Consider the following 24,200-nt stretch of genomic DNA (forward strand, 5'->3'; position numbering starts at 1 on the left):
TGATGGGGTGAGCGACGGGTTTCGAACCCGCGACCTCCTGGACCACAACCAGGTGCTCTACCAGCTGAGCTACGCCCACCATCTTCGAGGGAACCGCAGTGCGATCACCTCGTTGACGGTAATCGTAGCGGGTGCCCTCGCGGGGTTTGCAGGGGGTTACCTCTGGTGCTGTTCCTGCACTTCAGCAGCGGCTGCCTTGGCTTCTTCGCTGGTGGGGCCGGGCTGGGGGACGAAGGCGACGCGCCGGTAGTAGTCGAGTTCGCCGATGGATTCGCGGATGTCGGCGAGTGCGCGGTGGGCGAGGCCCTTCTCGGGCTTGGCGTAGTAGATGCGCGGGTACCAGCGGCGGACGAGTTCCTTGACGGAGGAGACGTCGACCATGCGGTAGTGCAGGTGGGTGTCGAGGGCGGGCATGTCGCGGGCGATGAAGCCGCGGTCGGTGGCGATGGAGTTGCCGGCGAGGGGGGCGGTGCCCGGTTCGGGGACGTGCTCGCGGATGTAGTCGAGGACGCGGCGTTCGGCTTCTTCGAGGGTCACCGTGGAGCGGCGGACTTCTTCGGTGAGGCCGGAGTGGGCGTGCATCTCCCGGACGACTTCGGGCATCCCGGCGAGTTTTTCCTCGTCGGCGTGGATGACGATGTCGATTCCTTCGCCGAGCACGTTCAGTTCTGCGTCGGTGACGAGGGCGGCGATTTCGATCAATGCTTCTTTGCCGAGGTCGAGCCCCGTCATTTCGCAGTCGATCCAGACTAGGCGGTCGGTCACCTGGTGACCCTAACCCGACACGGGGATGTGAAGGGCGTTACCTGCGCGTACGGCGCGTTACGCTCGCCGAGCCGGGTTGGGTGTGGTGCAGGACACAGATCGGGGAGCGGGCAGTGGCCGAGCAGGAGTCGCCGGCGAGCGAGATCGCCGCTGGTTATGCGAGTGAGGGTGCCGCGCTGGAGCTGGGTGCGGTGGTGATCGACGGGCAGGTGGACGCGGCGGCGGCCGTGCGCCTGCCGTTGGCGACGCTGAACCGGCACGGGCTGGTCGCCGGGGCGACCGGGACGGGCAAGACGAAGACGTTGCAGCTGATCTCGGAGCAGCTGTCGGCGGCCGGGGTGCCGGTGGTGCTCGCCGACGTCAAGGGCGATCTGTCCGGGCTGGCCGCGGCGGGCGAGGCGAACGACAAGGTCGCGAAGCGTTCGAAGGAGCTCGGCGACGACTGGGCGGGCGCGGCGTTCCCGGTGCAGTTCCTCTCGCTGGGTACCGGCGGGAAGGGTGCGCCGATCCGGGCGACGATCACGAGCTTCGGGCCGGTGCTGCTGTCGAAGGTGCTGGGGCTGAACGAGACGCAGGAGTCGACGCTCGGGCTGATCTTCCACTGGGCCGACCAGCGCGGCCTGGCGTTGCTGGACACGAAGGACCTGCGGTCGGTGATCACGCACCTGACCGGCGACGAGGGCAAGGAGGACCTCAAGGGCATCGGCGGGGTTTCGGCGGCGACGGCCGGGGTGATCCTGCGTGCGCTGTCCAATCTGGAGGCCCAGGGCGGCGAGGACTTCTTCGGCGAGCCCGAGCTGGACGTGCACGACCTCATGCGCGCACGGGACGGTAAAGGCGTCGTCACGCTGCTGGAGCTGGACAACCTGCAGGCCAAGCCGGCGCTGTTCTCGACGTTCCTGATGTGGCTGCTGGCCGAGCTGTTCGAAGAGCTGCCCGAGGAGGGCGATCTCGACCAGCCGAAGCTCGTGTTCTTCTTCGACGAGGCTCACCTGCTGTTCGCGGACGCGTCGAAGGCGTTCCTCGAGCGCATCGAGCAGACCGTGAAGCTGATCCGGTCGAAGGGCGTCGGTGTGTTCTTCTGCACGCAGTTGCCCACGGACGTCCCGAACGCCGTGCTCTCGCAGCTCGGCGCGCGGATCCAGCACGCGCTGCGGGCGTTCACCCCGGACGACCAGGCGGCGCTGGCGAAGACTGTGAAGACCTACCCGAAGACGAAGTTCTACGAGCTCGACACGGCGTTGACGTCGCTGGGCATCGGCGAGGCCGTGGTCACGGTGCTGTCGGAGCGGGGTGCGCCGACGCCGGTGGCGTGGACGCGACTACGGGCGCCGCGGTCGAAGATGGGTTCGATCGGCGACGAGGCGGTGGCCGCTTCGGTCGCTTCGTCGGATTTGCACGGAAAGTACGCCGAGACGATCGACCGGGAGTCGGCCTACGAGAAGCTGGCCGCGAAGGTCGCCGCCGCGCCCCCGCCCGAGGCTGCTCCGGCGCCGGCTCCGGAGGCGCCGGCGTCCGGGAAGGACGAGCCGGGGTTCCTCGAGTCCGCCATGAAGAACCCGGCCGTGAAGTCGTTCATGCGGTCCGCGGCGAGCGCGCTGGGCCGGGAGATCACGCGCGGGTTGTTCGGCAACCGGAAGCGCTGACAAAACCTGACGCAAGCTGTCAGGTATGGCTGGCAGGCTGGGCTCACCTTCGAAAGGAAAACCAGCCATGACCAGCACTGCCACCGCGTCGTTCGTCCTCGACAAGTGGGACCCGCAGGCGACCGAAGAGGCCAATGGCACCGAGTTCGCCCGGGTGGCGATCGGCAAGACGTTCACCGGCGCGGTCGAGGGGATCAGCACCGTCGAGATGCTGACGGCGTCCAACGCGACTTCGCGCGCGTACGTCGCCTTCGAACGTCTCGAGGTCTCGGTCGACGGCCGCAAGGGCGGCTTCGTCCTGCATCACTCGGCCGACGACTCCGGCTTGGCGCTGAAGATCCTCACCGGCTCGGGATTCGGTGAACTGGCCGGGATCGCCGGGACGGCGAACATCGAGATCGACGAGGAGAAGAACCACCTCTTCACCCTCACTTACACGCTGTGAGCAGCACGAAGGCCGTTTCGAGAGCCCCCGATAGACTCTCGAAACGGCCTTCGCGGTGTTCTCCCCGCTCCCGGAAGCGGGTGGGACGGACCGCCCCGACCACGGCCCGTCCGCGTCCTAGTTGTTCACGATCTGGTCGACGATCTTCTTGGCGTCGTTGATCGGGATGGCGAAGCCGATCCCGACGCTGCCCGCCGAGCCGTTGGCCGAGGCCGAGGGGCTGTACAGCGCCGAGTTGATGCCGATCACGTTGCCCTGGGCGTCGATCAGCGCGCCGCCGGAGTTGCCCTGGTTGATTGCGGCGTCGGTCTGGATCGCGGTGTAGCTGGGCGAGTCGCTGCTCTGGTTCGACGTGCGGCTGAACGGCGAGCGCTGCTGCTGCTCGCCCTGGCCGATGTCGGACAGGTTCCGGTTCAGTGCGCTGACGATGCCGGTGGTGACCGTGTTCTGCAGACCACCAGGAGAGCCGATCGCGACGACCTCCTGGCCGACGACGAGCTTGCTCGAATCGCCGAGGCTCGCGGCGGTCAGGCCGCCGGCGTTCTGCGCCTGGACCACCGCGATGTCCGCCTTGGTGTCCGCGCCGACCACGCTGGCCTGGTACTTCTTGCCGTCGGAGGTCGTGACGACGACGTTCTGGGCGCCGTTGACGACGTGCGCGTTGGTCAGGATCCGGCCGTCCGCCGTGAGGATGACACCGGAGCCGATGGCCTCGCCCTGGTCGGTCGTGACGTTGATCTGGACGACGCTCGGCAGCACCTTCGCCGCGACGGCGCTGACGTCGCCGGACGTCGAGTTGGAGACCGTCTGCCCGTTCGCGGCCGGCGTGGTGACCGACGTCGTCGCGCCGTCCGCCGAGTTCGTCGTGAGCCCGACGATCGCCGCGCCGCCGACGCCGCCGACCAGCGCGGCGCCGAGCGCGGTCGCGCTGACGATCATCGCCACGCGGCCGCCCTTGCGCGGCTTGGCCTTCAGTGCCGTGGGGACCTGAGGGCCGGGCGCTTGGGGTGGCGTGAAGAGCGGATTCGGCGCGGCCTGCTGCTGGTAGGCGTACTGCGCGTACTGCGCGTACGGCCCGTACTGCTGAGTGCTCTGGTGCGGCTGGTGCCCACCGGGTGAGGCGGGGCCGGGCCGACTCTCGTTCTCGGTCATGGGACTAGATTCGCGCCCGTGCTTGTGAGCAGCCTGTGGAAATACCTCAGGCTTTGCTGAGAAGAATCTGCTGAGAAAACTCAGGTAATCCTCAGGCGTCAGAGGAAGAACGACGGGACGTCCAGCGCACCTCCCGCCGCCTCGAACTCGTCCTGCACCGCTTTCCGCAGGTCGGAATCGCCGAGGTAGTCGGTGGCGGTCAGCGCGAGCCCCAATGCCCCGTCGCGGACTCCCGCGTCGCCCGTCTCCGACCCCGCCGCGGCCGCGAACTCCTTGGTGTGCAACGCAACCGTCGGACCCGAGACGGCGAGCATGGGGTGCAGCGCGGGGATCCGATACGACAAGTTGCCGAGGTCGGTGGAGCCCGTGAGCGATTCCGGCACGATGCCCGGCGGAAGCGGCTTGCGGCCGGTGATCACCTGGTTGGCCGACCACCGTCCGGCGAGCGCGGTGTTGAACCGGATCGGCAGGTAGGCGGCCTGCGCGTCCCAGATCAGCTCGACGCCGCAGCCGGTCATCGCCGCGGCGCCCTCGGCGATCGACGTCATGCGGGCGGCGAGGTCGCGCAGGGTTTCCGGGGTCTGGGAGCGGACGTAGAACAGCAGCGCGGCGCGGGCCGGGATGACGTTGGGCCGGGCGCCACCGTCAGTGAACACGCCGTGGACGCGGTCGCTCTGCGGGAGCTGCTGGCGCAGCGCCGAGACGCCTTGGTACGCGGCGACGGCGGCGTCGAGCGCGTTGCGGCCCATGAACGGCTGGGCGCTCGCATGCGCGCCGACGCCGTGGAAGACCATCTCCAGCTGACGCCGCCCGAGGAACGGGTGCAGCGCGATGTCGTGGCTGAACGGGTGCAGCATGATCACCGCGTCGACGTCGTCGAACACGCCGGCGCGGGCGAGGATCTCCTTGCCGCCACCGCCTTCCTCGGCGGGCGTGCCGATCAGGCTGACGCGACCGCCGAGCCGCTCGGCGACGGTGGCGGCGCCGAGGAAGCCGCCCGCGGCGGTGGTGCAGATGACGTTGTGGCCGCAGGCGTGGCCCAGCCCGGGCAGCGCGTCGTACTCGGCGAGGACGGCGATGTGCGGGCCCTCCTGTCGTGGGGTGCTGACGCGCAGCGCGGTGTCGAGTCCGCCGACGCCGACCGTGGCTTCGTGGCCGTGGCGTCGCAGGAGATCGGCCAGGGCACGGACCGACCGGTGCTCGGCGAACCCCTCCTCGGGGTGGGCGTGCAGATCTTGGCTCAACGCCACCAGATCGGGTGAGCTGCGCTCGACCGCCGCGGTCACTTCGGCCCGCGTCGCCTCGTCCGCGCCGGTGTGCGGCGAGGACAGCGGTTCGGCGGCCGCGACGGCGTCGGCGGTGGCCTCGACCAGGGAACGCAGGTAGCTGTCGTCCGGCGGGACGGGTTCGGCGTGGGTCATGGGGCGATGCTAACCGGCACCTCCGACAATCCGCGGCGCTCAGCGGAGCCGGCCTGCCACGATCTGCGTGACACCGGCGTACCGCTCGGTGATCTCCGTGAAGCCGCGGGCGCGCAGGCTCGCCGCGATTTCGCCGCGGTCGAACATCTTCTGGCCGCTCACGATCCCGCCGACCGTCTCGATCAGCCGCGCGGGTTGGCGGCCGCGGCGGGCGCTCGTCAGCAGCGCGATCCGGCCGCCCGGTTTCAGCACGTGCGCGAAGGAGTCCAGCGCGGTCTCCGGCTCGGCGAACATGTGCAGCGCGGCGAAGCAGCAGACCGCGTCCACTGTGGACGGCTTCAGCGGGAGGTGCACGGCGTCGGCGCGCAGGTAGGCAACGGTGTCCGGGCCGCCCTCGGCGACGGCCTTGGCGAGCATGGTGCGGGCACCGTCGAGCCCGATCGCGAGTCCGTCCGGGCCGACGGCCGCGCCGAACGCGCGGGTGAACCGGCCGGTCCCGCAGGCGACGTCGAGCACCGTGTGGCCCGGTTCCAGCCGGAGAAGCTTCGTCGCCAGCCTGACCTCGCCCGTCATGCTCGGTCCGGACGGGCCTTTGAGGGCGCGGCCGAGGGCGGGGCGCCAGTACCGCTCGTAGACCTGTGGGAGCAGGGTGGTGCGCATGAGGCGCTGCGTGAGCCCGGTCGGCGGGCCGGCCTGGTCCGCGGCGCCCAGCAGGTCGAGGTAGCCGTTCTCCGTCTCGGCCGACGTCCCGAGGAGGGACTGGAGACGGTCGGATGCGCTGGTCGGCACGGGCTCTCCTCGCTTTCGAATACCGGCAGTATGCCAACTCCTCGACCACTCGATCGAGTGAACAAATCCGCGCTCAGGCGTTCGACGCCCGAAATTGTCGGTCCCCCTTCCTAACGTCGCAGGCAAGGTTCCGATCCGATCCGAGGAGGACAGATGACGACGATTTCCCGCCCGTGTGGCGAGATCGCGGTGCACGGCGAGTTCGACCTGGCCGCGGCGGCCCGCTTCCTGACCGGTTTCGCCCCCGCCGGGCAGCCGGACTCCGAACCGGGCGCGCTGCGGGTGGCGTTCACGCTCGACGGCGAATGGACACCGGTGGGGGCGGTGCTGCGGCAGAGATCGCCCGGCGAGATCACGGTCGAGGTCCACGGCCCGCCCGAACACACCGACGCGGTGGTGGCGCAGGTGCGGCGGATGTGCTCGCTGGACATCGACGGGACGGCCTTCCCGGAGGCCGGCGCCCGTGATCCGGTGGTTTCGCTGCTGCAGGCGCTGCACCCGGGCCTGCGCCCGGTCTTGTTCGCCTCGCCCTACGAGGCGGCGTGCTGGGCGGTGCTGAGCCACCGGATCTGGATGACGCAGGCGGTCCGGCTGCGCCGTCGCTTGACCGAGCGCTACGGCGCCGAGGTCGACGTGGGCGGGAGCAGGTTGAGGTCGTTCCCGGCGCCGGCCGCCCTGGCGACGGTGGAGTACCAGCCCGGCCTGCCGGGCCCGAAGCTACCGCGCCTGCGCGCCATCGCCGAGGCGGCAGCCGAGGGGAAACTGGACGCGGCGACGTTGCGGGCGATGCCGGCCGAGGAGGCGCTGAAGCAGCTGCAGCTGCTGCCGGGAGTCGGCCGGTTCAGCGCGGAGCTGATCCTGATCCGCGGTGCCGGCCACCCGGACGTCTTCCCTCGAGGCGAGACGCGCCTCCACGAGATCATGCGCGACGCGTACCACCTCACGGAGGCGGGAGCCGCGGAAGTCACGGAGTTGGCGGAGATCGCGGAGGCCTGGGCACCGTTCCGCAGCTGGGTGTCGTTCCTGTTCCGCGTCGAGGGCGAGGCCCGGATGCGGGAGTCGCGATGACCTGACCTCGCTCGGCTCGCCCGCCGCGGAGGGAGCTGCTTGCCGAGGCCGCGTCCAGCGGGCGCCGGCGATGCCCCCGGTTCGTTCCGTGGCCTCCCATTTGCTGCCCCGCGTGCTGGCCGGTCCGCACCGGTCGCCCCGACAGAACGGAGATCGCCACGACCCAATACCGGAGGCCGTGCAGCGATGAGCGGTGGGGACTCACCGTAGCCAGATATCGCCTGTGGTGAGGTGTCCGGGTGAGCTCGCCCGTTCATCCCGCCCTCGGCGGCCCGGTCGGTGACGCGCTGTCAGCGTTCCGCGTGGCTGCCGCCACTGACGCTTCGCCGGCCGGTTCGCTGCTCGAGCAGGCCCAGGCACCCGCGGTGATCACCCTGATCGCCGGCGGCGTGGCCCTGCTGGTGGTGCTGGTCGGCGGCACGCCCTGGCGACGGGCACGGAACGTCGTGACGATGGTGCACGAGGCCGGCCACGCGCTGGCGGCGGTGCTGGTCGGACGGCGCCTGCAGGGCATCAAGCTGCACTCGGACACCTCGGGCGTCACCGTCTCGCGCGGCAAGCCCGAGGGACCGGGCATGGCGTTCACGGCGATGGCCGGGTACCTGGCGCCGTCGGTTCTGGGGCTGCTGTTCGCCAGCCTGCTGGGCGCCGACCTGGTCGGCACGGTGCTGGTCCTGATCGCGCTGCTGCTGCTCGGCGTGCTGGTGATGGTGCGCAACGCGTACGGGGTGTTCACGGTCGTCGCCAGCGCGGCGGTGCTGGCCCTGATCGCGTTCGTCGCTCCGGTCGAGCTGCAGGCCCCGTTCAGCTACTTGGTGACGTGGTTCCTGCTGTTCGGCGGCGTGCGTCCGGTGGCCGAACTCCAGATCAAGCGCCGCCGCGGCCAGGCCCGCGACTCCGACGCGGACCAGCTGGGCCGCTTGACGGCGGTCCCGCCGGTCCTGTGGGTCCTGGTCTTCGCGGTGGCAACGATCAGCTGCCTGATCGCCGGCGCGCTCTGGCTCCTGGAGCCGGTGGCCAAGTAGCGCGGCCCGGCCCGGCCACTGACCCGCCCGACGGCCACGGCCCTCCGCCCGACCGGCCAAGGTTCGGCCCGACCGGCCAAGGCCTGGCTACGGCCCTACCTGACCGGCCGCGGTCAGGCTTGCCGCGGCCCCGACTGGCCAAGGCCCGGCTACGGCCCTACCTGACCGGCCGCGGTCAGGCTTGCCGCGGCCCCGACTGGCCAAGGCCGGGCTACGGCCCTGCCTGACCGTTCGCAGTCCGGCTGCCGCGGCCCCGCCAGCCATGGCCTGCCCGACCGGCCGCGGTCCGGCCGGCCACGGCCACGGCCCGGCACGACTGGCCATAGTCCGGGCACGACCGGCCACGCCAGGCCGGCCACGGCCCCGTCCTGCCCGGAGCAGCCCGGCCGCGCCCCGGTTCGGCCTGGCCACGGCCCGACCTCGACCCCGGCCCGGCGATGGCCCGCCCCGGCGACGGCCGGACCGCTCAGCTCGGACCCCGCCCGAAGCTGCTCGGGCGCGCCCCTGCCTGCACGCCCGGAGCTGCTGCCCGGCCGGCCAAGGCCGCCCGGGCGGGGCCGGCCAGCGCCACGCCCGCCCCCGGTCGAGCAGGCCGCCGCGCCGTCAGACGGCTCACAGCGGTCCCGGTGGCCGGCACCGCTCGGCAAGCCGGGCGGCGCCGGCGCGCGGCGGCCCGCGCCGCGATGACCCGCGGCGGAGCCCGTGGCCGGTCACCGTGGTGCATGCGGCAAACTGGTGGTCCGCGCGGAGGGAGACGAACGATGGACGAGGTCGCCAAGGCCGTCGAGGAGTGCGCACGAGCGGCGAAGCTCGCCGCGCCGTCGCTGGCTGCCGCGAGCGCCGAGGCCGTCGATGCCGCTCTGACCGGGATGGCCGAGCGGCTGCTCGCGCACCGTGACGAGATCCTCGAGGCGAACCAGGCCGACGTCGAACGCGCCAAGGCCGACGGGATGAGCGCCGGTCTGCTCGACCGGCTCACCATCACCCCCGAGCGGCTCACCGGCATGGCCGAACAGCTGCGGCTGCTCGCCGGCGCGCCGCACCAGGAGCGCTCCGTCGAGGTGTCCACCCTGGACGGCGGGCTGAAGCTGGTCGAACGGCGGCGTCCCGTCGGTGTCATCGGTGCAAACTACGAGGCGCGGCCGAACGTCACCGTCGATGTGGCCTCCCAGCTCGTCAAGTCGCGCAACGGCGGCGTGCTGCGCACCGGCTCGGCCGCGCTCGGGTCGGCCCAGCGGCTGCGCGAGGTCGTCATCGCGCCGGCGCTCGCGGACGCGGGCATCGACGCCGACTGCGTCCAGCTCGTGCCGCGTGTGGAGCGCGAGGCCGCGTCCGCGCTCGTGCGGCTGCCCGGCCTGGTGCCGCTGGTGATCCTGCGGGGCAGCGGGGACAGCACCCGCGCCCTCGCCACCGAGGCGGCCGTCCACGGCGTGCGGACCCTCGCCCACGCCGATGGTGGCGGGGTCCTCTACGTCGACCGGGGGGCGGACGTCACCAAGGCGCGCGACCTCGTCCACGCCAGCCTCGACCGGCTGGGCGTCTGCAACCGGCTGAACCTGCTCCTCATCCACGAGGACATCCACGACGACGCCTGGCCCGCGATCTCCGACGCCCTCGCCGAGCGCGGGGTCACGCCTTCGCTGGCCCCGCACGAGCACGCCATCGGCTACGAGTGGGCGCTGGACTCCGACCGCGAAGCGACCGTCACCGTCGCCAAGGTCGGCTCGCTCGGGGACGCCGTCGAGATCGCCAACGAACGCACCTCCGGCCTGGCTGCGGGCATCGCCACCGAGGACGAGGGGGCCGCCGACGCCTTCTTCGACGGCTACACCGGTACGGGCGTCTTCTGGAACGCCCCGACCCGCCTCCTCGACGGCTTCAAGCTGCTCGCCGTCCCGGAAACCGGCATCAACCTCGACAAGGTCCCCGGGCCCCGCGGTCCGGTGACCTACACCGACCTCTACGTCCGCCAGTACGCCGTCCTGCCGGCCTGAGCCGGCATGCTTCTCCCGATCGACGCGGCGGACATCCGCCGCGTCGAGCTCGTCCGGATCTCGAGCTCTCGCGAATGGGATGAATGGGACGCCGTTCCGGGGGAGACGCTCGGGACGGCGGAAGGAGCGGCCGCGGAGGCGCTCGTGGAGCTCGTCGCCGGTCTTCCGGACGGCGAATCGATGCGGTGCTTCATCCCGGTGTACGCCCTCAAGGTGCACGGGGCGGCAGACGTCCTCGTCGAGATCGCTTTCTGCTTCCGCTGCCACAACGCCCTCGTCGTCGTCCCGGGTGGGGGCCGTCCCGGACTCGTCGCGTTCGAGCCGGATTCGCCGGCCGGGCGAAAGTTGCTCGCCCGGTTCAAGGCCGCGGACCCGGCTGCGCCCACCGAGGCGTGAGACGGCGCCGGGTCAGCGCGTCGGCGGAACGCCGGCGAGCTTGCGCAGCTCCTTGACGGTGTCCGCGGCGTTGGTCACCAGCTCGGTCCGCTCGTCGGCGTCGCCGGAATACCGGTAGATCGCCGTCGGGCCGTCGCTGATGGCGATGGCCGCGACCAGGCGGCCTTCGGGGTCGCGGGTGAGTCCGGTCGTCACCGACACCTCCCGGCCGACGGTGTCGACCGTGGTGAGCGTCCGTTCCTTGTACCAGCCTCGCATGGTCATGTTCCGCAGCTCCGGGGGATGGGCACGACAGGGGGATACGTCGTAGGACGCGGGGACCGCCCCGGGCGTTACGGCATACTGGGCCGGGTGATCTCCCGGCCGCACGTCCTGCTGTCCGCCGCGCAGTCGCTCGACGGCTACCTCGACGACACCTCGCCCGAGCGGCTCGTACTGTCCACAGAGGACGATTTCGCGATCGTCGACCGGTTGCGGGCCGAGGCCGACACCATCTTCGTCGGGGCCGGGACAGTGCGGGCCGACAACCCGCGGCTGCTCGTCCGCTCGCCCGAGCTGCGGCGGCGACGGCTGGAGCAGGGGAAGCCCGAACAGCCCGTCAAGGTCACCGTGACCACCCGCGGCCTCGACCCGGATGCGCAGTTCTTCACCGTCGGGGACACCGAAAAGATCGTCTACGCCCCGCCGGGCGCCGCGGACGCGCTCAAGAACGTCGCCACCGTCGTCGATGCGGGGGATCCGCCCGACTTCGGGCGCATCCTCGACGACCTCGGTACACGCGGCATCGAACACCTGCTGGTCGAGGGCGGCGGCGGGATCCACACGCGCTTCCTCACCGAAGGTCTCGCCGACGCGCTGCGGCTGGCGATCGCGCCGTTCTTCGTCGGGCAGCCGGACGCGCCGCGGTTCGTCGGACCCGGGCGCTACCCGCGGCCGCTCGTCCTCACCGCCGCGAACGAACTGCAGGGGATGGCGATCCTCGAGTACCGCGCCGCCGCCGAACCGACCGGCCGGGATGTCCAGCGGCTCAAGGAAGCCATTGCGCTCGCCGCGCAGTGCCCGCCCAGCCACACCTTCCGGGTCGGCGCCGTGATCACCGACGCCGACGGCGAGGTCGTCGCCACCGGGCATTCCGGCGAGGGCGATCCGCACAACCACGCCGAAGAAGCCGCGCTGGCCAAGTGCGCCGGCGATCCGCGCCTGGCCGGCGCGACCATGTACAGCTCACTGGAACCGTGCAGTCACCGCAGTTCCCACCCGCGCAGCTGCACCCAGCTCGTCCTCGACGCGGGAATCCCGCGTGTCGTGTTCGCCTGGCGCGAGCCGCCGGTCTTCGTCGACGCCCGGGGCACCGAGCTGCTGCGGCAGGCCGGGCGGCACGTCGTCGAGGTGCCCGCGCTGACCCCGGAGGTTCAGCGCGAGAACACCCACCTCGACTTCTGACGACCGCGAACTAGCAGGCGCCGTTGTCCTGCCAGACGCCCCACTCGCCGGTCGTGCCCGGCTCTTCGCCCTGCGTCCACCACTTGGCCGCCCACTGGTGGCTGTTGTGGGAAACGACGTTGTCCTTGACGTAGACCTTCGCCCGGTCCCACTCCGCCGCGGTGCAGGAGCCGCCGCCCGGTGTGGTCGGGGTGGTCGTCACTGGCGGAGTCGTCTGGGGCGGCGTCGCGCCGGCGAAGCGGACGCTGAACTTCGTGAAGTCCCAGTCGTTCTGCGGGACGTTGCTGCAGACGCCGTTGTCCGTCGTGCCGACGCAGGCGCGGTCCCGGTTGACCGACCAGAACGTGAAGCGGCCGAGGCCGTGGCTGGTCGCGTAGTCGTACACCGTCTGGAAGTCCGCGGTGTAGAACATCTCCGCCGCGTCCGACTTGCCGTTCATGCCGGAGAATCCTTCGTGCGCGTACGCGGTCGCGCTGTCCCAGCCCAGGTGCGACATGAGCAGACCGTGCAGGGCTTCGAGCGCCGACACCTGCGACGAGCCGCCGTTGAAGCCGCCGTCGAACGGCATGATCGAGAAGTTGTTCGGCGTGAAGCCGATCGACTTCGCCTGGTCGATCAGCTGGGTGCCGAACCAGCCGGTGCCGGCCGCGGTGCCCGGCATGGTCACCGAGACGAACAGGCCGGGGTTGCCGGCCTGCAACGTCTTCGCGGCGCCGAGTTCGTTCGCGATCGCGGCGGTGTTCTCGTACTCGGGCTCTTCGAGGTCGAAGTCGATCGCCTTGAGCGAGTACTTGGTGATGACCTGCTGGTACGCGGCGGCTGTCGCGGCCACCGTGCCGCAGGTCTGGCCGAGCTTCGTGCCGCCGTAGCCGCCGACGGACACCGAGACGTCGCCGCCCGCGCCGCGAATCCGCGAGATCACGCCCGCGACCGCGGTATCGGAGGAGACGGCGGACGTCCCGTCCCAGGTCGGGCTGCACCCGCCGCCGTTCGGCGCCAGGATGAACGCGAGCTGGAACGCCTTGAGCCCGGTCGCGTTCATCACGGTCACGGGATCGGGCGGGTTGTTGCTCTGGGGCATCAGGTACGGCGCCGCGGCGTACCAGTTGTTGCTCAACGCCGCGGTCGCCGGCGGTGCGCCGAGCACGAGGCTGACGGCGGTGGCGGCGAAAGTGGCGGCGGCGAGCCCGACGGCGGCCAGTCTGCTCCTGCGCATGAGCTGTCCTCCCGGTGGGGATCGAGGTGGACAGATCATTGGACTAGACCATTGACGAAGTCAAGCCACCAAGGTCGGGAGATCCCGATCGGCGGGCGAAACGTCCCGCGATATCCGAAACTTGTCCGGCTACGGGCGGCTGTGCTCGGCGGGATGTGACCGGTGGGCTGTGGCCCGGCGGGGAGCCGGGCCACAGCCGAATCCTCAGCTGTTGTCGTTCAGGAAGTCGTAGTCCTCGCACTCGCCGGTGTGGACCCGCTTGTCCGCCACCCAGTACCGGCAGAACTTGAAGCCGACGCGGGACTCGGGCAGGTCGTAGACCCCGCCGTTGGCCGCGCTCCTGGTGATGCAGTTGCCCTCGCCGCCGACGTGCATGCCGTACAGCTGGGTGCCGGTCGCCGGGGTGCCCTTGTACACGTAGATGGCCACGCCACGGCCGTCGGCGTCGGTGTCGCAGATGTGGACGCGGTCGCCTTCCTCGGTGAACACGCCTTCACCGCTCCAGCCGGTGACGCTGCCGAACGCGTCGCCGGTGTGCATGTGCTTCGTGTGCTCGGCGGCGGAGGCGGGCGCCGCGAGGGTGAGCAGGGAGATCAGTGCCGCGGCGGCGACGCCGAGAACCTTCTTCAAGTCTTCGTCCTTCCTCGGTGGGAAGGCCGAGCGTAGCCGCCGCGGCCTGCAATTCGCTTGCAGTCACTCCGATTCGAGGTCGCCCTCCAGCGACAGGTACACCTCGCGCATCTTCTCCAGCAGCGCCGGGTCCGGCTCCGCCCACAGCCCGCGGTCCGCCGCCTCGTTCAGGCGCTCCACGATCCCGCGCAGCGCCCACGGGTTCGCCTGCCGCAGGAACTCCTGGTTCACCTCGTCCAGCACGTACGACTCGGTCAGCTTCTCGTACATCCAGTCGCCGACGACACCGGCCGTGGCGTCGAAGCCGAACAGGTAGTCCACTGTGGCCGCCAGCTCGAACGCGCCCTTGTAGCCGTGCCGGCGCATCGCCGCCAGCCACCGGGGGTTGACCACGCGGGCGCGGAACACCCGGGCCGTCTCCTCGCCGAGCGTGCGGGTGCGGACCGCGTCCGGTGACGTGCTGTCGCCCACATAGGACGCCGGAGCCGCGCCCGTCAGCGCCCGGACGGTCGCGATCATGCCGCCGTGGTATTGGAAGTAGTCGTCCGAGTCCGCGATGTCGTGCTCGCGGGTGTCGGTGTTCTTCGCCGCCACCACGATGCGCTTGTACGAGCTTTCCATGTCCTCGCGCGCCGGGCGGCCGTCCAGGTCGCGGCCGTAGGCGAAGCCGCCCCACACCGCGTACACCTCGGCGAGGTCCTTGTCGTCGCGCCAGTTCCCGCTGTCCATCAGCGGCAGCAGGCCCGCGCCGTACGCGCCCGGCTTCGACCCGAAGATCCGCGTCGTCGCGCGGCGGGCGTCGCCGTGCTCGGCGAGATCCGCCGAAACGTGCGCTCGGACGAAGTTCTCGTCGAGGGGCTCGTCCAGCGCGGCCACCAGCCGCACCGCGTCGTCCATCAGGGCGATCACGTGCGGGAACGCGTCGCGGAAGAACCCGCTGATCCGGATCGTGACGTCGATCCGGGGCCGGCCCAGCTCGGCCAGGGGGATCGCCTCGATGCCCGTGACGCGCCGGGAAGCTTCGTCCCACACCGGCTGGACGCCCAGCAGCGCCAGGACTTCCGCCACGTCGTCGCCGGACGTCCGCATCGCCGACGTCCCCCACACCGAGAGCCCCACGGAGCGAGGCCAGTCGCCGGTGTCCTCGCGGTAGCGCTTCAGCAGCGAATCGGCGAGGGCCTGCCCGGTTTCCCAGGCGAGCCGGCTCGGGATCGCCTTCGGGTCGACGGTGTAGAAGTTCCGCCCGGTCGGCAGCACGTTGATCAGCCCGCGTAGCGGCGACCCGCTCGGCCCGGCCGGGATGTACCCGCCGTCCAGCGCGTGCAGCACGGCGTCCAGCTCCGCGGTGGTCCCTGCCAGCCGGGGCACGATCTCCTCGGCCGCGAAGGAAAGCACCTTCGCCACCTGCGCGTCGGGGGCGACCGACGCGACCGCGGTCGCGTCCCAGCCCCGCATCTCCATCGTCCGGACGAGCTCACGGGCTGTCTTCTCGACCGCGTCCACTTCGGACATCGGCGCGTCTTCCTTGAGGCCCAGCGCCGAGCGCAGGCCCGGCACCGCGCCCTGCTTGCCGCCCCACATCTGGGACGCGCGCAGCATCGCCAGCACCAGGTTGACGCGCGCCTCACCGGTCGGTGCCGCGCCCAGGACGTGCAACCCGTCGCGGATCTGCGCGTCCTTGACCTCGCAGAGCCAGCCGTCGATGTGCAGCAGGAAGTCGTCGAACTCCGCGTCGTGCGGCCGTTCGTCGATGCCGAGGTCGTGGTCCAGTTTCGCGGCCTGGATCAGGGTCCAGATCTGCTGGCGCACGGCCGGCAGCTTCGCCGGGTCCATCGCCGCGATGTTCGCGTGCTCGTCGAGCAGCTGCTCCAGCCGCGCCATGTCGCCGTAGGATTCCGCGCGCGCCATCGGCGGGATCAGGTGGTCGACGATCGTCGCGTGCGCCCGCCGCTTGGCCTGCGCGCCCTCGCCCGGGTCGTTGATCAGGAACGGGTAGACCAGCGGCAGGTTTCCGAGCACGGCGTCCGGTGCGCACGACGCCGAGAGCCCCGCGGTCTTGCCCGGCAGCCACTCCAGGGACCCGTGCTTGCCCAGGTGGACGACGGCGTGTGCGCCGAACTCCTCCTCCAGCCACCGGTACGCGGCCAGGTAGTGGTGGCTCGGCGGCAGGTCCGGGTTGTGGTAGATCGCGACCGGGTTCTCGCCGAACCCGCGCGGCGGCTGGATCATGATGATCACGTTGCCGCTCTGCAGGGACGCCAAGACGATGTCGCCGTCGTCGACGTACAGCTCACCCGGCGCCGGGCCCCAGTGCTCCTCGACGCCGGCACGCAGCTCGGCCGGGAGCGCGTCGAACCACTCCTGGTACCGCGCGGCCGGGACGCGGATCGGGTTCCCGGCCAGCTGTTCCTCGGTGAGCCATTCCGGGTCCTGGCCGCCGGCGGCGATCAGCGCGTGGATCAGCACATCCCCATCAGGCTGGTCGGTGCCGGTCGGGTCGACGCCGGGGAACGCGTCCGGCCCCAGGTCGTAGCCCTGCGCGCGCATCCGCCGCAGCAGTTCGATCGTCGACGCGGGCGTGTCCAGCCCGACCGCGTTGCCGACGCGAGAGTGCTTCGTCGGGTACGCGGACAACATCAGCGCGATGCGACGTTCCGCCGCGGGCGTGTACCGCAGCCGGGCGTGCGCGAGCGCGATCTTCGCCACCCGGGACGCGCGTTCGGCGTCCGGCACGTACCGGGGGAGCCCGTCTTCGTCGAGTTCCTTGAACGAGAACGGCACCGTGATCAGCCGTCCGTCGAACTCCGGGACGGCCATCTGGTTCCCGGCGTCGAGCGGCGAGAGGCCGTCGTCGTTGGCCGCCCAGGTCTCGCGGTCGCTGGTCAGGCAGAGCGCCTGGAGGATCGGGACGTCGAGGGCGGCCATCTCGGCGACGTCCCAGGCTTCGTCGTCGCCACCGGCGCCCACCTCGGAGGGCCGCGTGCCGCCCGCCGCGAGCACCGTGACCAACAGGGCGTCGACCTTGCCCAGCTCGGCCATCATCTCCGGCTCGCGCGTACGCAGCGAAGCACAGTGGATCGCCAACGCGCGTCCGCCCGCGGCTTCGATCTGGTCGGCGAGGGTGTGCACGAACGCGGTGTTCCCGGACAGGTGGTGCGCGCGGTAGTACAGGATCCCGATGACCGGGCCGTCACCTCGCGAAGGACGTTCGAGGACGCCCCAGGTGGGCTGCTCGGCGGGCGGCTCGAAGCCGTCGCCGGTCAGCAGCAGCGTGTCGGAGAGGAACCGGTGCAGCTGGGTGAGGTTGGCCGGGCCGCCCTGCGCGAGGTAGGCGTGGGCCTCGGCGGCGATGCCGGCCGGGACGGTGGAGAGCTTCATCAGCTCGGCGTCCGGCGTCTGCTCCCCGCCGAGGACGACGACGTGCGCGCCCGCCGCCCGCAGCGTGTCCAGGCCGTCCTGCCAGCTGCGCGGGGTGCCGAGGATCCGCGCGACGACGATCTTGACGCCGTCGAGCAGGGCCGGCAGCTCGGCGACGTCGAGCCGGGACGGGTTGCCGAGCCGGTACTCGCGGTCGCTGGAGCGGGCGCTGAGCAGATCGGTGTCCGAAGTGGACAGAAGCAGGATCACGAGGTTCCTCCTCGGGGTCCGCGCCCCGGGTCGACGGGCGCGCCGGCCGGAGTTCCTGGCTCCCGGAGAGGCCTCTCTCCGATGACAGTGGCGGGACCGCCCCGGACTCTCACCGGGTTCCTCCACCTGCCGACGCGTGGGTATCGCCCTCACTCTCCGGTGCCGGTCGAAGTGCGTCAAGGTGACGTTGGCCGGTGCTCGGTAACCTGACGGCTTGGAATCCCTGATCCGGAGCTTCACCGCCGCGCAGTCGACCCGGCAGCCGTACCGGCGCCCGGCCCCCGCCGAGCTGGCGGCCGCCGAAGCCGGGTTCGCCGCGTTCCTCGACCGGGCTCCGCACCGCCTGGGTGAGCTGGGGTTTTCCGCGGCGGACGACTCCCTGGTCGTCCAAGAGGCCGGGACGGAGCGGGCATGGGGGCTCTACGCGATCGACCGGTCCACGCCGCCGTCGCTGGTCGTCGAGGTGCCGCATCCTTCGTCCGACCTGCGGACCGATCGGATCGGCCTGGCGCTCTTCCGGCAGGTGCCCGGCGCGGTGCTGGTCGTCGCGGGCGCCCACCGCCGCCGGGAGGACCCCGCGCACGACACGCGGACCGTCTTCCACGTCGTCACGACGCTGCTGGCCCGCCGGGGCCTGCCCCAGGTTCAGCTGCACGGCTTCGACGACCGGACCCTCCCCACGGCCGACGTCGTGCTCTCGGCCGGGGTGGCGGACGTGGGTGACGCGGCCCGCCGGGCGGCGGACCGGCTCGAGGCCGCCGGGTTCCGCGTCTGCCGGGCCTGGGCCGAGCCCTGCCGCGGCCTGGCCGGGACGACGAACGTCCAGAGCCAGGCCGCCGACGGGACGTTCCTGCACGTCGAACTCAACCGGACGATCCGCGAGACCCGCCGCGACGACGTCGTCCGCGCGCTCGCCGAGGCCGATCTGCGCAAGCCTTAGGCGGACCGCTCGCCGAGCCGCGGGAACGGCTTCGTCGAGAACAGCACTTCCACCGAAACCTCGAAGAACTCCGCGATCCGCAGGGCCAGGTAGAGCGAAGGGCTGTACTCGCCGCGCTCCAGGTAGCCGATCGTCTGGTAGTGCACGCCGAGGGCGTCCGCCAGCTGCCGCCGCGAGATCGACCGTTCCGCGCGCAGCATCGCGATCCGGTTGTAGACGGTCTCACTCATGACTACCCCACACGCTGCATGGCCTTCTCCCGGCGTTCGGCCAGCGACGAGCCCGCCTCGCGCCGCGCCATCCGGCGCAGCAGAACCGGGGCCAGCGCGAAGCCGGCCACCGCCCACGCGAGCAGCACCGCCAGCGTCGCCACCGGCCGCCACGACTGGCCGATCTCGACGGCCAGCGCACTGTCCGGCAGCAGTGCCGAGCGCATCCCGAGGCCCAGCCAGTACATCGGGAACACCTGCCCGATGTCCTGCAACCAGCCCGGCAGCGCGGTGATCGGGTAGAAGATCCCCGAGATCGCGCCCATGCCCATGACCGGCAGGGTGATCAGCCCGATCGCGCGCGGGCTGCTGGTCAGCGCACCCAGCGCCGCGCCGATCGGCATCGTCGCGACCATGCCGAGCACCAGCACCCCGAGCAGGTGCAGGTACGACCAGACGCCGTCGGGCGCGAGCACGGAGAACGCGAACAGGCACGGGATCAGGACCGCCGCGATGGACGCGAGCTGGGCGAGCGACAACGCGGTCGTCTTCCCGACCAGGTACCCGAGCATCCCGTTCGGGGTCGCCTTCGCGCGCAGCAGCGTGCCGTCCTCCCGGTCGACGGCCAGGTAGCCCGCCGCGGCGGTCAGGCCGTTGAACACGATGCCGGCGCCGAGCACGCCGGGCACGGTCGCCGCGCCCAGCGAGAACGACGTGCCGGGCAGCGTGGCGTTGCGCATGAAGAACAACGTACCGAGGAAGAGCACCACGAAGATCAGCTGCCCCACCACGTCGTCGACGTTGGTCCACGTCTGCTTGAACTCGATCCAGCCGCGGGCCAGCCCGGCGCGCAGCGCGGCTGTCCTGGCGTTCATCGCGCACCCGCTTCCTGGAGACCGAGCTCCGTCTCGCCGCCGGCCTCGGCGCGGTGGACCAGCGTCATGTAGGTGTCCTCCAGCGACGCCCGCCGGACCTCGAGGTCCGCGACGGCCTCGCCGTGCTGCTTGAACAGGCCGTACACGTACTTCGTCGCTTCGGTCGTCAGGTGGACGAAGCGCTGGCCGTCGACGGTCCAGCGGACCTCGGCCTCGCCCGAGATCTGCCGGCTCAGCGCGTCGGCCGAGCCGTCGGCGATGATCCGGCCGCCGTTGAGGATGAGGATCCGGTCGGCCAGCTTCTCGGCCTCGTCGAGGTCGTGCGTGGTCAGCAGGATCGTGGTGTCCAGCTCGTCGGAGAGGCGGTGCACCAGGTCGTGGAACTCGCGCCGGGCCTCGGGATCGAAGCCCGCGGTCGGCTCGTCGAGGAACAGCAGCTCGGGGCGCCCGACGATGCCGATGGCGACGTCGAGCCGCCGGCGCTGGCCGCCGGAGAGCTGCTTGAGCTTCTTGTGCGCGTGCTCGGTGAGCCCGACCGTCGCGATCAGCTCGTCGGCGTCCCACGGCCGCGGACGCGACGCCGTCGAGTACGGCGCGTAGTACCGGCCGAGGTGCGCGAGCAGCTCGCGGACGCGCCACTTCCCGTGGTCGCGCCAGGACTGGAGCACGACCCCCAGCCGTGCCCGCCAGTCCTCGCCGCCCTGCGCCGGGTCGACGCCCAGCACGCTCGCCTCGCCGGCCGACCGCATCCGGAAGCCCTCGAGGATCTCGATCGTCGTCGTCTTGCCCGCGCCGTTCGGCCCCAGCAGGCAGACGACCTCGCCCCGGTACGCCTCGAAGTCGACGCCGTGGAGCACGTCGTTGGTGCCGTACCGCATCCGCAGCCCGCGCACTCGGACGACGGGATCGGCTGGATCTCTCATCGCGGTCACCCCCATCTGACTGATGCGATCGAATGTAGCACACCTACTACATTTGATCAGACTTCTACGTCCACGGGAACTTGACCGGCGGTCATCCGGTTCGCCGGGGCATGGGAACTTGGCTGGGCCTGGCCCTTCCGGGCGGCGTGGTGATCCTGCTGGTCATGGCCGCGATCGAACTGCGGCCGCGCAAGAACGGCTCGCGCTTCAAGGCGCGGCTGTCCGCCACCTACGTCGAAGAGACCACCGCGTTCCTCTACGGGACCAAGCGGCGTGAGCTGGAACACCGGGAAACGATGTCGATGCTCGTCGAGCAGGACGCCGAAGGCGCGCCACCCTGGCGTGACGTGGACCTGGACGCCGGCACCGCCCGGATCCGCCCGCGTTCGGACCCGCCGGAGCCGCAGAACCGCCAGCTACAGTGACCCCATGCCGACCCCAGCACGCGTGCGAGCCGACGCGTGCCCCGGTGTTTTCGCACCCCACGACGCCGCGGACGGGCCGTTGGCCCGGGTACGGCTGCCCGGCGGCACGATTTCCGCAGTGCAGCTGCGCGCGCTGGCCGACGCGGCCGAGGCGTGCGGCGACGGCGATCTCCACCTCACCTCGCGCGGCAACGTCCAGCTGCGTGGCGTCACCAGGCCCGGCCTGGCGGCCCGGCTGACCGACGCGGGCCTGCTGCCGTCGCCGTCGCACGAACGGGTCCGGAACGTCCTCGCGTCGCCGTTGAGCGGCGTGCGCGGCGGCCTCGCCGACGTCCGCGGCCTGGCGGCTGCGCTGGACCGGGTGCTGTGTTCGACGCCGGAGCTGGCGGACCTGCCCGGGAGGTTCCTCTTCGCCTTCGACGACGGCCGTGGCGACGTCGCCGGCGAAGGCGCCGACGTCTGCTGGCGGGCGACCGGCTCCTCCGGGGGAACGCTGCTGCTCGCGGGCGGCGACACCGGACGGCGGGTGGCCCGCGCCGACGCTGTGGCGACGCTGGCCGAGGTCGCGCTCGACTTCCTCCGCGTGCGCGGGTCGGCTTGGCGGGTCGCGGAACTCGACGACCCGGCTTGGCGCGGGACGCCGGTCCCGCGGGCCGGCGTCGAGGTTCCGGCCGGGCTTCTTGAACGCGACGGCGGCTTCGCGGCCGGTGTCGTGCCGCGCTTCGGGCACCTGTCCGCAGCGCAGGCGCGGGCCTTGGCGGAGTACGGGACGGCGCTGGTCACGCCGTGGAAGTCCGTGGTCCTGCCGGACGTGCCCGCCGACGTCTTCGAGCGGCTGGGGTTCGGCGGTGTCCCGTTGGGGACCACCGCGTGCATCGGCCGTCCGGGCTGCGCGAAGTCGCGCGCCGACGTCCGGGCCGACGCGGTGTTCCGGCCGGGCCTGCGCGCGCACTTCTCGGGCTGCGAACGGCGGTGCGGGAAGCCGTCGCAGTCCCATGTGGACGTTGTCGCCGAGGCGGGGGGCTACCGCATCGACGGCCGCTGGGTGCCGCTCGACGAGAGGGAAGGGAACCTGTGATCGACTACCTGCGGGACGGTGCCGAGATCTACCGGCACTCGTTCGCCACGATCCGCGAGGAGGCGGACCTGGCGATCCTGCCCGACGACGTGGCGGGGTGCGCGGTCCGGATGATCCACGCCTGCGGCATGGTCGATCTGGTCGACGACCTGCGCTACACGCTCGACGTCGTCGAGTCCGGTCGCGCCGCGCTGGAAGCCGGCGCGCCGATCCTGTGCGACGCGCGGATGATCGCCAGCGGCGTCACCCGCCGCCGCCTGCCCGCGGCCAACGAGGTGCTCTGCACGCTCTCGGACCCCAGCGTGCCTGCGCTGGCCGAACGCATGGGCACCACGCGCTCGGCCGCGGCGCTGGAACTGTGGCGCGACAAGCTGCCCGGTTCGGTCGTGGCGATCGGCAACGCGCCGACGGCGCTGTTCCGCCTGCTGGAGATCCTCGACGAAGGCGTCGGCGCACCCGCGGCGATCATCGGCGTCCCGGTCGGCTTCGTCGGCGCCGTGGAGTCCAAAGTGGAGCTGGCGAAGCGGGCCCCGGCACCGTACCTGGTGGTGCACGGACGGCGTGGCGGCAGCGCGATGGCCGTCGCGGCGATCAACGCACTCGCGAGCGCCGAAGAATGACCGGCACCCTGTACGGCGTCGGGCTCGGCCCCGGCGACCCGGAACTGATGACGGTCAAGGCGGCGCGCCTGATTTCCGAAGCGTCGGTGATCGCGTACCACTGCGCGCGGCACGGCCGGAGCATCGCGCGCTCGGTCGCCGAGCCGTACCTGCGCGAGGGACAGATCGAGGAGAAGCTGGTCTACCCGGTCACCACCGAGACGACCGACCACCCGGGCGGGTACGAGGGCGCGATCGCCGACTTCTACGAGCTGAGCGCGAAGCGCCTGGCCGAGCACCTCGACGCGGGCCGCGACGTGGTCCTGCTCTGCGAAGGCGACCCGTTCTTCTACGGCTCGTACATGTACATGCACGAACGCCTTTCCGGCCGCTTCGAGGCGGTGGTCGTCCCGGGCGTGACGTCGGTGAGCGCGGCGTCGTCGGTCTTCGGCCGCCCACTGGTCCAGCGCGACGAGGTGCTGACGGTGCTCCCGGGCACGCTCCCGGCCCCCGAGCTGGCCCGCCGTCTCGCGGACACCGACGCGGCGGCGGTCCTGAAGCTGGGCCGGACGTTCTCGGCGGTGCGGGAAGCGTTCGCGGAGGCGGGAAAGCTGGACGACGCCGTCTACGTCGAACGTGCGACGTGGGGGCAGCAGCGGGTCGAGCCGCTGGCATCGGTCGACCCTTCGACGGTGCCGTACTTCTCGCTGGCGTTGCTGCCTTCGCCGGGTTACGCGGCACGCCAGTCTTCGCCTGCTCCTTCTCCTGCTGCTACTGCTGCTTCGGAGCCTTCGGGCGGCGAGGTCGTCGTCGTGGGTCTCGGTCCGGCTGGTCCGGAGTGGCTGACGCCCGAGGCAGCAGTGGAACTTTCGGCCGCGGAGCACATCGTCGGGTACGGCCCGTATGTCGCGCGGGTGCCGCAGAAGGCAGGTCAGCAGCGGCACGCGTCGGGCAATCGGGTGGAGGCGGACCGGGCGCGCGAGGCGTTGTCCCTGGCGTTGGGGGGCGCTCGCGTGGCCGTGGTGTCGTCGGGCGACCCCGGGGTGTTCGCGATGGCGTCGGCGGTGCTGGAGCAGGTCGCCGCGGGCCACGGCACCGGCGTCCGCGTCCGGATCGTCCCGGGCGTGACGGCGGCCCAGGCGGCGGCGTCCCGGGTGGGAGCGCCGCTGGGTCACGACTACTGCGTGCTCTCGCTGTCGGATCGGTTGAAGCCGTGGGAGATCATCGAGAAGCGCCTGGATGCGGCGGGCGCGGCGGACCTGGTGCTGGCGCTGTACAACCCGGCCTCGCGGTCCCGGACGACGCAGCTCGCCGACGCCCGTGACGTCCTCCTCCGCCACCGCGCCCCGGCGACCCCGGTGGTGGTCGCGCGGGACGTCGGCGGCCCGGAGGAGGACATCCGCGTCACGACCCTGGGCGACCTCGATCCGTCCACAGTAGACATGCGCTGCCTGCTGATCGTGGGTTCGTCGCGAACCCGCGCGGACAACGGCATCGTCTGGACCCCCCGCAGCTACTGAAGTTCGTGAAGGCC

General features: G+C 71.6%; 23 protein-coding genes, 1 tRNA gene and 1 riboswitch. Of the genes, 12 read left to right on the top strand and 12 right to left on the bottom strand.

What is annotated here, in order from left to right; all coding sequences use genetic code 11:
* Positions 1-3 precede the first annotated feature (3 nt).
* Positions 4-79 (bottom strand) — tRNA-His (locus tag ACLJQF_RS33165).
* 77 nt (positions 80-156) lie between these two features.
* Positions 157-765 (bottom strand): oligoribonuclease, encoded by a 609-nt coding sequence (orn, locus tag ACLJQF_RS33170; protein WP_410614282.1) that lies wholly within the window; start codon positions 763-765, stop codon positions 157-159.
* A gap of 113 nt (positions 766-878) precedes the next feature.
* On the opposite strand from orn, the gene ACLJQF_RS33175 reads away from it, so the two are divergent.
* Entirely contained in the window at positions 879-2,411 is a 1,533-nt protein-coding gene (locus ACLJQF_RS33175; protein WP_410614283.1) for a helicase HerA-like domain-containing protein, read from the top strand.
* 67 nt (positions 2,412-2,478) lie between these two features.
* Positions 2,479-2,856 (top strand): DUF3224 domain-containing protein, encoded by a 378-nt coding sequence (locus tag ACLJQF_RS33180; protein ID WP_410614284.1) that lies wholly within the window; start codon positions 2,479-2,481, stop codon positions 2,854-2,856.
* A 117-nt stretch (positions 2,857-2,973) separates the two neighbouring features.
* Here the strand turns inward: ACLJQF_RS33180 and ACLJQF_RS33185 are convergent, their stop codons facing one another.
* From ACLJQF_RS33185 to ACLJQF_RS33195, 3 genes are all read right to left on the bottom strand, one after another.
* Positions 2,974-4,008, bottom strand: coding sequence for a S1C family serine protease (locus ACLJQF_RS33185; protein WP_410614285.1), 1,035 nt, complete (start codon positions 4,006-4,008; stop codon positions 2,974-2,976).
* Between the two features lie 98 nt (positions 4,009-4,106).
* Positions 4,107-5,429, bottom strand: coding sequence for a M20 family metallopeptidase (locus ACLJQF_RS33190; RefSeq protein ID WP_410614286.1), 1,323 nt, complete (start codon positions 5,427-5,429; stop codon positions 4,107-4,109).
* Between the two features lie 39 nt (positions 5,430-5,468).
* Complete coding sequence (locus ACLJQF_RS33195) at positions 5,469-6,218, bottom strand: class I SAM-dependent methyltransferase (RefSeq protein WP_410614287.1); 750 nt, start codon at positions 6,216-6,218, stop codon at positions 5,469-5,471.
* A 153-nt stretch (positions 6,219-6,371) separates the two neighbouring features.
* On the opposite strand from ACLJQF_RS33195, the gene ACLJQF_RS33200 reads away from it, so the two are divergent.
* The 4 genes from ACLJQF_RS33200 to ACLJQF_RS33215 all read left to right on the top strand — a co-directional run bounded on the left by ACLJQF_RS33200 (position 6,372) and on the right by ACLJQF_RS33215 (position 10,701).
* A complete protein-coding gene (locus ACLJQF_RS33200) occupies positions 6,372-7,286 on the top strand; it encodes a DNA-3-methyladenine glycosylase family protein (protein ID WP_410614288.1) in 915 nt (304 codons plus the stop codon).
* Between the two features lie 239 nt (positions 7,287-7,525).
* Positions 7,526-8,311, top strand: a complete 786-nt coding sequence (locus ACLJQF_RS33205; protein WP_410614289.1) for a M50 family metallopeptidase — start codon at positions 7,526-7,528, stop codon at positions 8,309-8,311.
* A gap of 761 nt (positions 8,312-9,072) precedes the next feature.
* Entirely contained in the window at positions 9,073-10,305 is a 1,233-nt protein-coding gene (locus ACLJQF_RS33210) for an aldehyde dehydrogenase family protein (protein WP_410614290.1), read from the top strand.
* 6 nt (positions 10,306-10,311) lie between these two features.
* Positions 10,312-10,701, top strand: a complete 390-nt coding sequence (locus ACLJQF_RS33215) for a hypothetical protein (RefSeq protein WP_410614291.1) — start codon at positions 10,312-10,314, stop codon at positions 10,699-10,701.
* A 12-nt stretch (positions 10,702-10,713) separates the two neighbouring features.
* Here the strand turns inward: ACLJQF_RS33215 and ACLJQF_RS33220 are convergent, their stop codons facing one another.
* Complete coding sequence (locus ACLJQF_RS33220; protein WP_410614292.1) at positions 10,714-10,965, bottom strand: hypothetical protein; 252 nt, start codon at positions 10,963-10,965, stop codon at positions 10,714-10,716.
* 87 nt (positions 10,966-11,052) lie between these two features.
* Between ACLJQF_RS33220 and ACLJQF_RS33225 the strand changes: the two genes are divergently transcribed.
* Positions 11,053-12,144, top strand: coding sequence for a dihydrofolate reductase family protein (locus ACLJQF_RS33225; RefSeq protein ID WP_410614293.1), 1,092 nt, complete (start codon positions 11,053-11,055; stop codon positions 12,142-12,144).
* Positions 12,145-12,154: 10 nt separating this feature from the next.
* On the opposite strand, the gene ACLJQF_RS33230 is transcribed toward ACLJQF_RS33225, so the two are convergent.
* The 3 genes from ACLJQF_RS33230 to cobN all read right to left on the bottom strand — a co-directional run bounded on the left by ACLJQF_RS33230 (position 12,155) and on the right by cobN (position 17,617).
* A complete protein-coding gene (locus tag ACLJQF_RS33230; protein ID WP_410614294.1) occupies positions 12,155-13,360 on the bottom strand; it encodes a chitinase in 1,206 nt (401 codons plus the stop codon).
* A 204-nt stretch (positions 13,361-13,564) separates the two neighbouring features.
* A complete protein-coding gene (locus tag ACLJQF_RS33235) occupies positions 13,565-13,990 on the bottom strand; it encodes a hypothetical protein (RefSeq protein ID WP_410614295.1) in 426 nt (141 codons plus the stop codon).
* Between the two features lie 63 nt (positions 13,991-14,053).
* A complete protein-coding gene (cobN, locus tag ACLJQF_RS33240; protein ID WP_410614296.1) occupies positions 14,054-17,617 on the bottom strand; it encodes a cobaltochelatase subunit CobN in 3,564 nt (1,187 codons plus the stop codon).
* 49 nt (positions 17,618-17,666) lie between these two features.
* A riboswitch (cobalamin riboswitch) is annotated at positions 17,667-17,740 on the bottom strand.
* 91 nt (positions 17,741-17,831) lie between these two features.
* On the opposite strand from cobN, the gene ACLJQF_RS33245 reads away from it, so the two are divergent.
* Positions 17,832-18,557 (top strand): hypothetical protein, encoded by a 726-nt coding sequence (locus ACLJQF_RS33245; protein WP_410614297.1) that lies wholly within the window; start codon positions 17,832-17,834, stop codon positions 18,555-18,557.
* Here the strand turns inward: ACLJQF_RS33245 and ACLJQF_RS33250 are convergent.
* Genes ACLJQF_RS33250 through ACLJQF_RS33260 form a run of 3 tightly spaced genes read right to left on the bottom strand, consistent with a single transcriptional unit; the run spans position 18,554 to position 20,564 of the window.
* Positions 18,554-18,787, bottom strand: coding sequence for a helix-turn-helix transcriptional regulator (locus ACLJQF_RS33250; RefSeq protein WP_410614298.1), 234 nt, complete (start codon positions 18,785-18,787; stop codon positions 18,554-18,556). The two genes, ACLJQF_RS33245 and ACLJQF_RS33250, sit on opposite strands and share 4 nt — an antisense overlap.
* A 2-nt stretch (positions 18,788-18,789) precedes the next feature.
* Positions 18,790-19,641, bottom strand: a complete 852-nt coding sequence (locus ACLJQF_RS33255; protein WP_410614299.1) for an ABC transporter permease — start codon at positions 19,639-19,641, stop codon at positions 18,790-18,792.
* Complete coding sequence (locus ACLJQF_RS33260; protein ID WP_410614300.1) at positions 19,638-20,564, bottom strand: ABC transporter ATP-binding protein; 927 nt, start codon at positions 20,562-20,564, stop codon at positions 19,638-19,640. Before ACLJQF_RS33260 ends, ACLJQF_RS33255 begins: the two co-directional genes overlap by 4 nt.
* Positions 20,565-20,674: 110 nt before the next feature.
* Between ACLJQF_RS33260 and ACLJQF_RS33265 the strand changes: the two genes are divergently transcribed.
* From ACLJQF_RS33265 to ACLJQF_RS33280, 4 genes are read left to right on the top strand one after another with little or no spacing between them, the layout of a single operon-like run.
* Positions 20,675-20,989, top strand: a complete 315-nt coding sequence (locus tag ACLJQF_RS33265) for a DUF6191 domain-containing protein (RefSeq protein WP_410614301.1) — start codon at positions 20,675-20,677, stop codon at positions 20,987-20,989.
* Positions 20,990-20,993: 4 nt separating this feature from the next.
* A complete protein-coding gene (locus ACLJQF_RS33270) occupies positions 20,994-22,067 on the top strand; it encodes a precorrin-3B synthase (RefSeq protein ID WP_410614302.1) in 1,074 nt (357 codons plus the stop codon).
* Entirely contained in the window at positions 22,064-22,687 is a 624-nt protein-coding gene (locus tag ACLJQF_RS33275) for a precorrin-8X methylmutase (RefSeq protein ID WP_410614303.1), read from the top strand. Before ACLJQF_RS33270 ends, ACLJQF_RS33275 begins: the two co-directional genes overlap by 4 nt.
* Positions 22,684-24,186 (top strand): precorrin-2 C(20)-methyltransferase, encoded by a 1,503-nt coding sequence (locus ACLJQF_RS33280; protein WP_410614304.1) that lies wholly within the window; start codon positions 22,684-22,686, stop codon positions 24,184-24,186. The genes ACLJQF_RS33275 and ACLJQF_RS33280 overlap by 4 nt, the downstream gene beginning before the upstream one ends.
* Positions 24,187-24,200 lie beyond the last annotated feature (14 nt).

The sequence above is a fragment of the Amycolatopsis sp. lyj-109 genome, from assembly GCF_046548995.1.
Taxonomy (GTDB): domain Bacteria; phylum Actinomycetota; class Actinomycetes; order Mycobacteriales; family Pseudonocardiaceae; genus Amycolatopsis.

What these genes read in the sequence shown, in the direction of transcription:
- ACLJQF_RS33185 (WP_410614285.1), bottom strand. Translation starts at nt 4,008, where the DNA reads ATGACCGAGAACGAGAGTCGGCCCGGCCCCGCCTCACCCGGTGGGCAC.
- ACLJQF_RS33230 (WP_410614294.1), bottom strand. Translation starts at nt 13,360, where the DNA reads ATGCGCAGGAGCAGACTGGCCGCCGTCGGGCTCGCCGCCGCCACTTTC.
- ACLJQF_RS33220 (WP_410614292.1), bottom strand. Translation starts at nt 10,965, where the DNA reads ATGACCATGCGAGGCTGGTACAAGGAACGGACGCTCACCACGGTCGAC.
- ACLJQF_RS33280 (WP_410614304.1), top strand. Translation starts at nt 22,684, where the DNA reads ATGACCGGCACCCTGTACGGCGTCGGGCTCGGCCCCGGCGACCCGGAA.
- ACLJQF_RS33190 (WP_410614286.1), bottom strand. Translation starts at nt 5,429, where the DNA reads ATGACCCACGCCGAACCCGTCCCGCCGGACGACAGCTACCTGCGTTCC.
- ACLJQF_RS33200 (WP_410614288.1), top strand. Translation starts at nt 6,372, where the DNA reads ATGACGACGATTTCCCGCCCGTGTGGCGAGATCGCGGTGCACGGCGAG.
- ACLJQF_RS33260 (WP_410614300.1), bottom strand. Translation starts at nt 20,564, where the DNA reads ATGAGAGATCCAGCCGATCCCGTCGTCCGAGTGCGCGGGCTGCGGATG.
- ACLJQF_RS33180 (WP_410614284.1), top strand. Translation starts at nt 2,479, where the DNA reads ATGACCAGCACTGCCACCGCGTCGTTCGTCCTCGACAAGTGGGACCCG.
- ACLJQF_RS33255 (WP_410614299.1), bottom strand. Translation starts at nt 19,641, where the DNA reads ATGAACGCCAGGACAGCCGCGCTGCGCGCCGGGCTGGCCCGCGGCTGG.
- ACLJQF_RS33270 (WP_410614302.1), top strand. Translation starts at nt 20,994, where the DNA reads ATGCCGACCCCAGCACGCGTGCGAGCCGACGCGTGCCCCGGTGTTTTC.
- ACLJQF_RS33215 (WP_410614291.1), top strand. Translation starts at nt 10,312, where the DNA reads ATGCTTCTCCCGATCGACGCGGCGGACATCCGCCGCGTCGAGCTCGTC.
- ACLJQF_RS33250 (WP_410614298.1), bottom strand. Translation starts at nt 18,787, where the DNA reads ATGAGTGAGACCGTCTACAACCGGATCGCGATGCTGCGCGCGGAACGG.
- ACLJQF_RS33265 (WP_410614301.1), top strand. Translation starts at nt 20,675, where the DNA reads ATGGGAACTTGGCTGGGCCTGGCCCTTCCGGGCGGCGTGGTGATCCTG.
- ACLJQF_RS33210 (WP_410614290.1), top strand. Translation starts at nt 9,073, where the DNA reads ATGGACGAGGTCGCCAAGGCCGTCGAGGAGTGCGCACGAGCGGCGAAG.